The organism is Fusicatenibacter sp., assembly GCF_977045365.1.
In genome coordinates, this window is record NZ_CDRRUH010000076.1 from 1 (window position 1) to 12813 (window position 12813).

Sequence of the window (12813 nt, forward strand, 5' to 3'; positions counted from 1 at the left end):
CAAAAGGAAACATCTTCCTGCAAGCGCCGGGTTCATGATGTTCTGGCCAAGACCGCCGAAAAGCTGTTTTACAACGAGAATTGCAAACACACCACCGATCACCGGCATCCAAAGAGGTGCCTGCACCGGCATGTTCATTGCCAGCAGAAGACCGGTTACCAGTGCACTGCCGTCGGCAATCGTCACCGGTTTCTTCATTCCTTTTTCATACAGATATTCCGTCAGGGGACAGACTGCCATCGAAATCACAATCAAAAGCAGTGCCCGAAGGCCGAAATTCCAGATTCCCACGCAGACTGCCGGGGCAAGGGCAAGCAGGACGGCAAACATGATTTTATCCGTCGTTACCTTGGACCGTGCGTGCGGGGAAGATGATACGTGTAATAATCCATTCATATGTAAGGTCCCCCTATTTCTTCTTTCTCTTTGCCAGAAGCACTTTACGCATTGAGCTGATCTCCTGCGTCAGCGGACGTCTTGCCGGGCAGATAAAGGAACAACAGCCACATTCACAGCACTCCATTCCGCCATATTTCAGGAACTTCTCTTCCTCACCGTGCTCCGCAAAAACAGAAAGGCGGGCCGGAAGAATCTGACCCGGACAGACGGAAACACAGCGTCCGCAGTTGATGCAGGCAGATGGTGCCAGCGCAGATACTTCATCCTCGGTGAGGCAGGTCAGTGCAGATGTTGTCTTAGTAACAGGAACATCCATTGTAAACAATGCTCTTCCCATCATCGGGCCACCGCAGATGATCTTGACCGCCTCGTTTTTCAGACCGCCTGCCTGCTCTAAAAGTTCGGACAAGAGCATGCCGACCGGCACTTCAAAGTTGCATGGATTCTGTACTGCATCTCCCGTCACGGTAACAATACGGCTCATCAGCGGTTCGCCGAAGCGGACTGCCTGGTAAATAGCGGTCACGGTATCAATGTTATCCACGATACAGCCCGCGTCCGCCGGCAGCATGGAAGAATTTACCTTTCGTCCTGTTGCTGCATAGATCAGCATACGCTCGGCACCCTGCGGGTATTTCGTTTTGAGCTCCAGAACCTCAATGTTGTCCTCCGGAAGTACCAGCTCACGGAATTTTGTGATACAGTCCGGTTTGTTGTCCTCAATGCAGATGATTCCCTTTGCTTTCGGGAACATATGCAGCATGATTTTTAAGCCTCCGATCACCTTTTCCGGCTCCTCGAGCATTCTGCGGTAGTCGCTCGTCAGATACGGCTCACACTCTGCTCCATTGACGAGAATGTGGTCAATCGCTGACGGATCTTTCGGGGATACTTTGACGTGTGTCGGGAAGCCTGCACCTCCCATTCCCACGATTCCGGCCTCTTTGATCTTGTTCCGGATCGTATCTGCGTCGAGTTTTTCCCAGTGCGGGCACTCCTCAAATGCTTCTTTTTCATACAGCCCGTCGTTCTCCACAACGATACAGTCTACCGGGGAACCGGCTGCGGAAACTTTTTTCTCAATTCCTTTTACCGTGCCGGAAACCGATGCGTAAACAGGAGCCGAAACAAATCCTCCCGCTTCTGCGATTTTCTGTCCCGCTTTTACATGGTCGCCTTTTTGTACGATCGGCACAGCAGGCGCTCCGATGTGCTGTGACACTGCGTAATACAATAAGTTGCCCGGCTGCGCTTTGACAATCGGTTTGTCCTTGGAGAGCTCTTTTCCCTCGTACGGGTGAACGCCGCCATGAAAAGTATTTCTTTTCTTCTGAAACATGCTTTTCACCTCATCCTTTCTCTTTTCTATGCTGCATTTATCAATTCACAGCCTTTTTTCGGTTTTTTATGCAAAAAAGGCTGGTGTATTGCCCTGATTATTTCGGTTATTCATATCGGACTTCTTTTAACAGGAGTCCGCATGCCGGTGCAAGAAAACCTGCACTTTCGCGATTTTTTGCTTTGAGAAGCTCCGTCATTGATGCGATATCCCGTTTTCCCATCCCGGCCTCCACAAGCGTTCCGGTCAGGATCCGCACCATGTGGTACAGAAAACCGGTTCCGGTATAGGAAATGATAAGAATCCCGTCTTTCTCGCAGAAATCAATTCCGGTAATCGTCCGTACTGTCGATTTTTTCATACGTTTGTTGGCACAGAAGCTCCTGAAATCATACGTTCCGATAAACGCTTTCGATGCTTCTTTCATTTTTTCCACATCGAGCGGTGCTTCCGGAAAATACACGTATTTCCGCTCGAAAACATGCTTTCTGCCATCGATCACGATACGGTATTCGTATGTTTTGTCCACCGCATTCAGACGGCTGTGGAAGCGCTCCGGCATCCGCGCGAGGCTGGTGACTTCGATGTCTTCCGGCAGATAATGGTTGATTGTCTGCAGAAGTTCTTCATCGGATAGATCAGTATGGAACTTTGCATTTGCGACCTGTCCCGCCGCATGGACGCCGGCATCGGTTCTGCCCGCGCCGTGGATCTCCACCGGCTCTCCTGCGATCCTGGACAACAGCGTTTCGAGCTTGCCCTGAATCGTGTTGTCCGTATTTCCCTGCTTCTGCCAGCCGTTATAGCGCGTGCCGTCGTACTGCAGGATCATTTTATAATTCATCTTTTTCTCCTTTCCAAAGTGGCCGCTTATCATTCGGCATCCATGCTTTTCTCAATCAAAAAGCTCCGTAACGCTGGACTTCGCGCCAGATTTGCTTCAAACAGCACCACTTCTGCTCCGCCCGGAAAGCTGTTCTGTAAAAATTCAGCGGCACGGCGGACCTGCAGTTTCACATCCTTTACTTCCTTCTCCACTTTTTCCTGTTCCAGTTCACATACCGTTTCAAAAAGCTCTTTCATCTGATCTGAATCGGTTTTGCGACATTTTTTAGCGGTCTCCTCGAGTTTTTTTAACTTTTTCAAGACCCGCGCATTCGTTTCTTCCTCGCCCTTTTTCAGCAGTCCCTGCTGTTTGCACACTGCAAATCCCTGCTCTTTCTGTTGTAGCCAGGATGCGTATGTCTCATCTTTTTTCTGCCTGCAAAGCCCGGTAAACTGGCGCAAGCACTCGGAGAGCTCCTTTGCCGTGTGCTCCTGCTTCTGGCAGCCGGATGCCTCTTTCTGAAGTGCCGCATGAAACAGAGACAGCAGTACAGATCGCTCTTCTGCGGAACCATTTGCCGCCATCTTCTGTTTTTCTGCCATGATTTTTCCAGAAAATGCACCGGTCAGAATCTCCTCTACACCGTAATCCTGTCCATATTTTTCGTAAATCCTGTAGTACGAGCTGAATTCCTCCGCTGTCTTTTCTTCCTGCAAATATTGTCCGATCAGTGCTTCGTCGACCGGAAAATGCAGGATTTCATAACTTTTCAGCACTGCCGACAAATCCTCCCAGCCGCGTGCTGTCACAAAACGCTTCTCATCCGCTTCCTGCGAAACAGAATAAAAATGGTCACTGTGTGCCATAAGGTACGTTGTCACGGCGCTGTGGATCTGATTTTTCTCTGCATAGGAGAGCCACACGGAAAGCTCGGGAAGCACCTCGATCTTCCGCACACGGTCAAGCGTTGCCACATCAAATTCCCGCACAGATTTATTATATTCCGGCGGATTTCCGGCGGCCACGATCAGCCAGTCATCCGGGATGTGCTGATTGCCGAATTTTTTGTCCTGCAAAAGCTGCAGCATTACCGGAGCGAGGGTCTCGGAGACGCAGTTAATTTCATCGAGAAAGAGGATACCCCGCTTCTTTCCGGTCTGCTCCATGCAGTCATAGATCGAGGCGATGATCTCGCTCATCGTGTATTCCGTTGTATGTACCATTTTCCCTTCGATTCCACGTGTGCAGATCTCCGGAAGGCCCATGGCACTCTGACGCGTATGGTGTGTCATCGTGTAGGCGACAAGCCCCACACCGCACTCTTCTGCGATCTGCTCCATAATTGCCGTTTTTCCGATGCCCGGCGGGCCGATCAGGAGAATGGGACGCTGCTGCCGGAGCGGAACCAGTGGAAAACCAATTTCATCTCTTGCAAAGTATGCGCGCAGGGCTGTTTCAATTGTCTCTTTTGCTTCTTGTATGTTCATATGTTCTCTCTTATCTTATGCGCTCTTTATGTACTCTCGAAATCTTTCTGTGTTTGATTTTGCGAGATGCTTTTTTGTCAGTTGTGTTCAAAGAGTACATTCTTCTGTCAGCAGTTTTTTTGCCCATTTGGGGACAAGATTCATTTTTTCGGTCTGTCTGACAAAGACGAATGCCGTCTCGTAATCGGGCTTTTGTTCGGGATAAATTCCGTCTCCGTCGGTAAAATAGATCAACGCTTTTAAGTTTCGGAATACGTGCTGTTCCCGCAACTCTTCCACTTTCTGAAAGACAGGACGGAAATCGGTTCCGCCTCGACCCTTGATCGTGACTGCTTCGCGGTACGCTTCCCATTCTTTCGGGGAATGAATCATCGTGACATCCTGCACAAAGCTGTCGCACTGGATCAGGCAGACGTTCCAGCTGGAAAAGAAGTTTTCTTTTTCTTCAAGAATGTTGCGCGTCTCACCAAGGAACTTTGCTACAATTTCTTTTTTGCACGAACCGGATGTGTCGATCGCGATAACCAGCTCTTCGAGACGGTTTCCCTCGCGCGTCTCCGGCGGCTCGATGAAAGGGAAATTTCCGTAATACATAAGCCCATAATGGTAAGCAACTGGATCAAAGCTGTCGAGATCCAGCTCCATTTCCTCGCGGGTAACGGTAAAGCGTTTCAGGAAGCGGCGGTAATTGTACGCTCTTTTTTCGATCCCGGACAGGGTTTCTTTTTTTCCACCACGGTTCTGGCCTCGCCGCAGGCCGCCGGTGCCGTAGTTTTCCGCCAACTTACGGGAAGCACGTTTCCAGACTGATTGAAAAGACTCGATAAGTTCCGGCTCTTTTCCCGGCACCAGCCATGAAACCGGAGACTGTTTTTCTTTTTCCGGCATCAGCCATGAAACCGGGGGCTGTTCTTTTTTTTCCGGCTCCGGTATTTCTTTCCCAAACCGGCGGATGCATTCCAGCAGCAGGTGCTGATAGCCTTCCTTGAGGAACGATGAATTTTCGGCACACATGCGGAGTACAAAATCGGAGTTAAAATATATCGTATGACCGTCGGATGTGATGGCTTTTGTCCTGTCGGATGGCTGATGCTGAAAGAAAAGAATCGCTTCACCAAGTTCCGGGTACAGCCAGCAGAGGTTTTTGCGGGCTTCTTCGAAAAGCCGGAGCGCCAGCGCTTCTTTTTCTTTTGTGGGCTTTTCTTTTTGAAACGCAGCTTCTGTTTTTCTGCTTTCCGTATTCTCCTGCATCGGATCCTGTGAGCTCCGGTTCAGGAGAATGCGGAAAGCCTGCCATTTCTGCTGGTCGGCAGCAAGGTTGAGAAAACGTTTTCGGTCTGCATCGGACAGCCATCCGGTCTGCAGAATATTTTCCAGCTTTGAAAAATCATCCTCACGAATCAGCATTTCGACAGCGGGACGAATGCGTTTCCGCAGGTATGCGGTATATGCGGCTCGCTGTTCTTCCGGAAGATCCTGCGATTCACAAAAGCCGGAAAGTGCAGCCCGGAGGCGCTGCTGTTCGGATGTCGTCGTTCTGAAACTACTCCAGTCATCCATTTTATTCACTCCCTTACTCGCCACGTTTTCTCACTTGCACTCAATCTTACGCTATCGCGTAAGCGACATTCGTCGTTCGCCAACTGAAAATAAATTTTCATTTGGCTCACTTGCACTCATTATATCGTCATTTTTGAGCATTGACAATGTTGGATCGTGTTATTTTTTTCACACTTTTACCATATTTTTATGATATACTTGATATTATAAAATACGATTGCAGTCGTAAAAGCGCAAAGGAGATCCTTTTTATGAACAAAGAAAACAGAAAAGCTGCCAAGGAACGGCGTGCCAAAGAGCGGGAGCACGAAGCGAAAGTAGCGCATTACAAAAAGATCTGGAGCTGGGCCGGACCAGCTCTGATTGTCGTTGTGATCGTCGGCCTTATTATTGCCAGCGTACTCGATTCCAAACGACTCTCTGTCAAAAGTGCCTCGGAGGATACCTCCACAGCCTCATCGGCCGCATCCGCCTCATCAGCCTCCACTTCGGCTTCTGCCTCTTTGCAGACCGACACTTCCCTCACCATTGAGGACGGTGATACCGTCAATATCGACTATGTCGGCTCCATTGACGGCGTGGAATTTGAAGGTGGAAACACAAAAGGAAACGGCGCTGATCTTGTGATCGGCTCCCACACTTACATCGATGACTTTGAAGAACAGCTCATCGGCCATCACCCGGGCGACAGCGTAGATGTAACCGTCACTTTCCCGGAAGACTATGGAAAAGACGAACTCAATGGAAAGGAAGCTCTTTTCAAAGTTACCATCAACGGCATTTATAAATAGAACAACCAAAAAGACATCCCCCGCAGATTTTCCGTCTGCGCCGGATGTCTTTTTCTTATTATTTTTTTGTTAAGTTTTTTTCAAAGACGCTTCGATGTATTAAAAAAAGTACATCTTCTTATTCCACAATTTTGTAATACGCCCGCGCCGTCAGCACATAGACGATCAGGTAAACCACGGCAAACGCCGCAATCGTAATTGCTGTTGCAGCCAGAAACAGATTGCTGTCCGGGAAATTCAGCATTGCCATGATACGCCTGGTCAATGGAAACGCTATCATTGTATGCACCACGGCCACCGCGAGCGGCATGAAAAAGACCGTTACCACCTGTGACTGAATCGTCTGACGGATTTCTTTGCGGCTCATGCCGACCTTCTGCATAAGCTGGAACCGTTTTCGGTCATCGAAGCCTTCTGAAACCTGCTTGTAATAGATAATCATAACGGCACCCATCAAAAACAGCGCACCAACGAAAACACCTAAAAACAGAAGTGAACCATACAGACTGTAAACCGTATTGCGCTCTTTTTCGCGCACTTCCACCCATCCGTTAAAAGATGACTCCGTCAGTATCGTCTCAATCTCATCTCCAACTGTGATCTGTTCGCCGGCATCCCCGATAAGATCCAGAGCATATTCCCAACTGTATCCTTCTGGCTCCTCTCCCTGCACAGCTGCATACGCTTCCTTTGCTTCCTTGTTCCGCGTCACCACCGTCATTGTCTCATACATCTGCGTCTTCTCATCCAGAATGTACGATTTCTTATCGGTATTCCATTTTTTTACTTCATACGTCTGATTTCCCAGTTCAATCGTGTCATATCCATAATTTTTCTGTTTTTCCTGAAAAACCAGAGCCTGCCCTGGTTCCAGCTCTACCTGTTCGCCGGTTACCTGATTGTACTCCGACTCTTCCATGATTTTTATCAGTGTGCTCGCCGCAGCATCATCTGACTGTGTTTTTTCTACTTTGTTTCTATCTACATCAGCAAGCATAACATAGTATCTCTGATCACTTTCATACTTTTTTCTGAGCTGCTTTTCTTCCAGATGCTGATCAATCCCAGTTTTCACTTCCTCTATCATCTTCTGACTGACCGGTTCCACTGTCTTCATAATGCCGCTCACGCCAGTATTTGCTTCGATCGAAATCTGATGTGGAAACCGCGTATAGGTAACCTCCTCAATTCCCGTCCACAGACATGTGCTGATGGAGATAACCAGAAGCACACCCGTTGACAGAATACAGATATTCGCAAGACCGACCGCATTTTGCTTCATGCGGTACAGCATACCTGAAATGCTTGTAAAATGGCGTGTCTGGTAATAATAATTCTTGTTTTTCTTCAGAATTTTCAAAAATGCAATACTTCCAGCAGAAAACAGGCAGTACGTTCCCACCATAACCAAAGCGATTGCATTAAAAAACTTATCAAGTGCGTCCATCGAGGACTGGCAGGTCAGAGCCAGATAATAACCAACACCAAGCAGCATGAATCCAAGAACCGCCGTCAAAAGCTTCGTTTTCGGTTCCCGCTCACCCTGCGCGCCGCCGTGCAGCAGTTCGACCGGCTGTGAGACGTGGATCTGGCGAAGGCTTAAGAGAAAATTGATCACAAAAGTCAGGCCGAACAGCAGCATCGTACTTCCCACGGCTTTTGCACTGAACGCAAAACCAATTGTTCCGTTCAGTCCGGTCAGCTTCATCAGCACCAGAAACAGCAGGCGGTACAGCAACACACCGAGCAGAATACCGATTCCAAGCGATGCCGCCCACAGATACAGACTCTCAAAAAAGAGGATCTTCGCCAGATGCTTTTTCTCCATGCCGAGAATCTGGAACAGACCGAACTCTTTTTTTCTTCTTTTTGCCAGAAAACTGTTGCTGTAGATCAGAAAAATCACCGCGAACAGGCCAATGATATAGGTTCCCATCCCCATCACTGTCAGGATCGTATCTTTTCCGATCATGGAATCAAAGCCACTTCCCTGCGCCAGTGTATCCATGATAAAAAACATCACCACCGTGCCGATGCATGACAGCAGATACGGAAGAATATTCTGACGGTTTTTGCTCAAATTTGTTTTTGCCAGTCTGGCATACAGCAGGTTATTCATCCCGTTCACCACCCGTCGCAAGAATTGTCAGTGTATCGGAGATCTTCTGATACATCTCATCGCGCCCTAAAGAACCGCGATACAGCTGGTGGAAGACCTCGCCGTCCTTGATGAACAGCACACGCTTCGCCGAGCAGGCCGCCTTCACACTGTGCGTTACCATAACAATCGTCTGGCCCTCCTCGTTGATCTCCCCGAACAGTTTCATGAGGCCATCCGCTGCATGGGAATCGAGCGCGCCGGAAGGCTCATCCGCAAGAACCAGCTCCGGATTGGTAATCAGCGCACGCGCAACGGCTGCACGCTGCTTCTGTCCGCCGGACACCTCATATGGGTATTTATTGAGGACCTGGGTGATGCCGAGTTTTTTCGCAATCGGTTCTGCCCGAAGACTCATCTCCTCGTATTTTTTTCCTTCCAGCACGAGCGGCAGATAAATGTTGTCACGCAGGGAAAAGGTATCGAGCAGGTTGAAGTCCTGGAACACGAAACCTAAATTTTCGCGGCGGAATCCGGCAATCTCCTTCTCTTTTAATTCGCCGAGATTCTTTCCATTTAACCGCACCTGTCCGCCGGTTGGCTTGTCTAGTGCTGCGAGCAGGTTCAGAAGCGTCGTTTTTCCGCTTCCCGATTCGCCCATAATTGCAACAAATTCGCCCCGTTCCACTGTAAAATTAACGTCTTTCAACGCTTCCACCCGGTTGCTGCCAAGGCGCGTGGTATATGTTTTTTTCAGATGTTCTACTTCCAGAATTGCCATGTCACATTTTCCTTTCTGTCTGAACTGTTTTCTTAATTGACAAGGCTTATTATACCCGTCCGCGCCCTCTTCTGCCTTAGGATCATCTTACAAAAAGACCGGCAACCTTACATTTCTGTAAGATTCCCGGCGAAGCTCTCTATGTACTACAGGGATACGGTATCCAGCCCAAGATACACCTTCGTTCCCACTCCCATCTCCGACTCGATGCGGATAGTATGCGAAAGTTTCTCCATGATCTGGCGGCACAGATACAGTCCGATGCCCGTTGACCGCTTGTCTGCGCGGCCGTTGCAGCCCGTGTAGCCTTTTTCGAAAATCCGCGGCAGATCCTCCGGCGCAATGCCGATGCCGGTGTCCTCAATCACCAGCGTTTTTGGTGCATCCGGTGACAGATAGATGTGAATGCTTCCACTTTTCGTGTATTTCAGCGCATTTGACAGAATCTGCTCCAGCACAAAGACGAGCCATTTTTCATCTGTCAGCACCTCGCAGTGCACCGGCTCGTAGGAAAGGATAATTTTCCGGCGGATAAAAAGCGGGGCATATTTCCGCACAGCCTGGCGGATCAGCGCATCCAAATCGTACCTTGCAAAGACAAGATCCGATGTCATTTTTTCCATGCGCAGGTACTGCAGCGCCATCTGCACATACTGCTCCGTCTGGAAAAGTTCGCTCTGCATTTCACGCGAAAGCGGCGTATCCTCCTCCTGCAGAAGCAGCCGCATCGCCGCAATCGGCGTTTTGATCTGATGGGTCCACATCGTGTAATACTCCATCATATCGCGGTATTTCTGCTCCATCTTAATCTGTTCTTCCTGAAACTGCCGCTCGTAGGATGCGATGATCTGCTGGTAATCCCGCGCCAGAAGCCCGTCCGCCTCCGGAAGCGCTTCTGTTTTGCCCTGCGGTTCGGCGGCAAGGAGTGCTAAGACCAGATGATGTTTCCGGTACTTCCCATAATGAAAGCAAAAATCTGCGGCTCCGACAGCAGCCATCAGCACGATCATATAAACGGTGACATCCTGCGGCACATTGCGCAGAAAACAGAGGAGTGAAAATACTCCTATAAAAGCGGCAATCCGCACGGCCGATGCAAGATGCTCTTTCAAATACCAGTTAAGAAGCATAAACTCCTGCCGGATTCCCTCTTTCTGTTGTTCCATCCTTTTTCTCCTGTTCTGCTTCCGTCATGCGATCAGGTAGCCGACACCCTTTTTCGTCTGGATAAAGTCTGTAAGTCCTGCCTCCTCCAGTTTTTTCCGCAGGCGCGTGACGTTGACGGTCAGCGTGTTGTCATCTATAAAGCTGTCCGACTCCCACAGATGCATCATCAGCATATCGCGGCTGACGGCTTTTCCTTTATTTTCGAGAAGGGACTGCAGAATACGCCACTCATTTTTGGTCAGCTCAATCCGCTTTCCCCGGTAATTCAGCACACCACTTCCCGTATCGAGCATGGCACCGCGGTGCTCGAGGAAATTCGTTTCTCCGGCAAATTCGTAGGTGCGGCGGAGCATCGCCTGGACTTTGGCGGTCAGGACACTTAAATCAAACGGCTTCGCGATAAAGTCATCGCCGCCCATATTAACGGCCATAATGATGTTCATGTTGTCCGATGCAGAAGAAAGAAAAATTACCGGCACTTTAGAGACTTTTCGAATCTCCTGGCACCAGTGAAATCCGTTAAAAAAGGGAAGATGAATGTCCATCAGCACTAATTGCGGGCTTTTCGCGGCGAATTCGGCGAGAATGCTGGAAAAATCCTGCACACAGAATGCATCCATGCCCCAGGAAACCAGGTTCTGCTGTACGGCGCGGGCGATGATTTCATCATCTTCTACAATCATAATTCGATACATGGCTGTTCCTCTGTTGTCACTTTAAACATAGGACTCCGGGGCGGGTGTTGTCGACGCACAGCCGCTCCCGGAGCCGTTTTCGCAGATGATTATACTCTTACAATGTAATCTGCTTTTCTTTCTTTTGCCTCCGGGTACTCGCAGTCGCGATAGCCGAGGATGCAGTGTCCGATGCCAACATAATTTTCGGAAAGTCCCCACTCTTTTAAGAGGGCTTTTCCTTCCGGGCCCGCAAACTCTTCTTTTGCACGATGGATCCAGCAGGAATCCACACCAACGGCATGTGCTGCCAGCATCAGATTTCCCATGACAAGAGAGCCGTCCTCCACATAAGTTCCGCGCTCCGGGTCAGCAAGCACGATCAGAACGGTCGGCGCACCGTAGAACGGATCGGATGTTGTACCCATAACAGCCGCATTCATTTTCGAAAGTTTTGCAATCAGCTCCGGTTTCTGTACCACAACAATCACCGGCGACTGTTTTCCCATGCCGGTTGCCGCATACGTTCCGGCCTCCAGAATCGCATCAAGCTGCTCATCCGTAATCTGCTCCGCTTTGTATTTGCGGATGCTTCTTCTTGTTTTGATTGCATTTAATACTTCGTTGTTCATGGTAAAAATCCTCCTGTTCTTTTTCTATTTTTATCGCAAACGCCGCAGCTTTGTATACCGGACGCATTGCCTGCTACATCTGTTTCCGCACAATCCGATACTCATCGCCGAGCTGGTAGTACGGACAGTTGTAAAATTTATCCTGCAGAAAACGTGCCATCTCATCCTCATCAAGATCGACCTCGCAGGTGTAGCACTCATACTCCTCATCATACACAAAATTGCCGCACGACTCACAGCTTGTAGCCATCTGGCGGGAGTGCGTCTTCTTCTGTGTGTGGGGTGTTAGTTCTGTCATTTGTAGTTCCTCTTTCTTTTATCGTATATCAGCAGAAATAACGGATCTCCCCGAAACGATTCAGCCATTCCTCTATGATAGTTTCACTGTTGGCCTCAACGATTCGCACCAGTTTTTTTAACACATTTTCTGGAATTTTGGAATTGTTGTTGCATACCATTGCTTTTCCCGTACTTGTAATCCAGACTTTTGTTGCAGCTGCACTTTCCCGTCCCTCTGAAATGTGAATATGAATTGGTTCCAATGGATCACTTTCATTCGACCAGAAATACAGACTGTATGGTCCGATTCTAAGAATTTGCAGCATTCAAAACGCCTCCTTCTTTTGAAAATTCAAGAATAAGGTGTGCATTATTTCGAATCAACTGCTTAAAATAAGCCATTTCCGCATCCGAATATCCCTCAATTTCTTCCCACTGGTATCCCGGAAGCCAGCATGTTGCATTGTGAAATCCACCAGATTCGTCGGGAGTTTCAATATATACTTTTACTTTTCCATCTGCTTTCATTTCTGAGTGGGTAATTTCCGTATCGTCATTTAATGTCATGAATGGATACATCATATGGCAATTCCTCCCATTTCTTGCTTTCTATTCGATTCCTTTCGCTTGACACTCCCCACAGCTAAAGCAGTGGGATTCTTGTTTCTACCACTACTGCATTGACGAATACTTTACGGTACTGCAATGTCTTACACAGTGTCCACAAGCTATGTTTATCCTGTTCCCGTATGCCCTACGGTACAGCTTTTTATCTTTATG

14 protein-coding genes are annotated in these 12813 nt (G+C 48.7%); 1 reads left to right on the forward strand and 13 read right to left on the reverse strand.

The window, feature by feature from the left end; genetic code table 11:
• The 5 genes from ACY2VW_RS13065 to ACY2VW_RS13085 form a co-directional block, all read right to left on the reverse strand.
• On the reverse strand, window positions 1-396 hold a 396-nt coding region (locus ACY2VW_RS13065), incomplete at its 3' end, for an RnfABCDGE type electron transport complex subunit D (protein ID WP_461878347.1).
• A gap of 13 nt (window positions 397-409) precedes the next feature.
• On the reverse strand, window positions 410-1738 hold the full coding sequence (gene rsxC, locus ACY2VW_RS13070; RefSeq protein WP_461878348.1) for an electron transport complex subunit RsxC: 1329 nt from the start codon (window positions 1736-1738) through the stop codon (window positions 410-412).
• Between the two features lie 106 nt (window positions 1739-1844).
• A complete protein-coding gene (truA, locus tag ACY2VW_RS13075; RefSeq protein ID WP_117760794.1) occupies window positions 1845-2582 on the reverse strand; it encodes a tRNA pseudouridine(38-40) synthase TruA in 738 nt (245 codons plus the stop codon).
• 29 nt (window positions 2583-2611) lie between these two features.
• Window positions 2612-4051: an ATP-binding protein gene (locus tag ACY2VW_RS13080; RefSeq protein WP_461878349.1), complete on the reverse strand. Its 1440-nt coding sequence runs from the start codon at window positions 4049-4051 to the stop codon at window positions 2612-2614.
• Window positions 4052-4138: 87 nt separating this feature from the next.
• A complete protein-coding gene (locus tag ACY2VW_RS13085) occupies window positions 4139-5611 on the reverse strand; it encodes a vWA domain-containing protein (RefSeq protein WP_461878350.1) in 1473 nt (490 codons plus the stop codon).
• A gap of 251 nt (window positions 5612-5862) precedes the next feature.
• On the opposite strand from ACY2VW_RS13085, the gene ACY2VW_RS13090 reads away from it, so the two are divergent.
• Entirely contained in the window at window positions 5863-6402 is a 540-nt protein-coding gene (locus ACY2VW_RS13090; RefSeq protein ID WP_199681629.1) for an FKBP-type peptidyl-prolyl cis-trans isomerase, read from the forward strand.
• A gap of 118 nt (window positions 6403-6520) precedes the next feature.
• Here the strand turns inward: ACY2VW_RS13090 and ACY2VW_RS13095 are convergent, their stop codons facing one another.
• The 8 genes from ACY2VW_RS13095 to ACY2VW_RS13130 form a co-directional block, all read right to left on the reverse strand.
• Entirely contained in the window at window positions 6521-8521 is a 2001-nt protein-coding gene (locus tag ACY2VW_RS13095) for an FtsX-like permease family protein (RefSeq protein ID WP_461878351.1), read from the reverse strand.
• On the reverse strand, window positions 8514-9281 hold the full coding sequence (locus ACY2VW_RS13100; protein WP_055227632.1) for an ABC transporter ATP-binding protein: 768 nt from the start codon (window positions 9279-9281) through the stop codon (window positions 8514-8516). The genes ACY2VW_RS13095 and ACY2VW_RS13100 overlap by 8 nt, the downstream gene beginning before the upstream one ends.
• 146 nt (window positions 9282-9427) lie before the next feature.
• Window positions 9428-10447: a sensor histidine kinase gene (locus ACY2VW_RS13105; RefSeq protein WP_461878352.1), complete on the reverse strand. Its 1020-nt coding sequence runs from the start codon at window positions 10445-10447 to the stop codon at window positions 9428-9430.
• Between the two features lie 24 nt (window positions 10448-10471).
• Window positions 10472-11143, reverse strand: coding sequence for a response regulator transcription factor (locus ACY2VW_RS13110; RefSeq protein ID WP_461878353.1), 672 nt, complete (start codon window positions 11141-11143; stop codon window positions 10472-10474).
• Between the two features lie 89 nt (window positions 11144-11232).
• A complete protein-coding gene (locus ACY2VW_RS13115) occupies window positions 11233-11754 on the reverse strand; it encodes a nitroreductase family protein (protein WP_461878354.1) in 522 nt (173 codons plus the stop codon).
• 73 nt (window positions 11755-11827) lie between these two features.
• On the reverse strand, window positions 11828-12004 hold the full coding sequence (locus ACY2VW_RS13120) for a DUF6472 family protein (protein WP_243106377.1): 177 nt from the start codon (window positions 12002-12004) through the stop codon (window positions 11828-11830).
• A gap of 76 nt (window positions 12005-12080) precedes the next feature.
• The gene (locus tag ACY2VW_RS13125; RefSeq protein ID WP_461878355.1) at window positions 12081-12359 is read right to left on the reverse strand and encodes a DUF4160 domain-containing protein; all 279 of its coding nucleotides are present in this window, start codon (window positions 12357-12359) and stop codon (window positions 12081-12083) included.
• Window positions 12343-12615, reverse strand: coding sequence for a hypothetical protein (locus tag ACY2VW_RS13130; protein WP_461878356.1), 273 nt, complete (start codon window positions 12613-12615; stop codon window positions 12343-12345). The genes ACY2VW_RS13125 and ACY2VW_RS13130 overlap by 17 nt, the downstream gene beginning before the upstream one ends.
• Window positions 12616-12813: the final 198 nt, after the last annotated feature.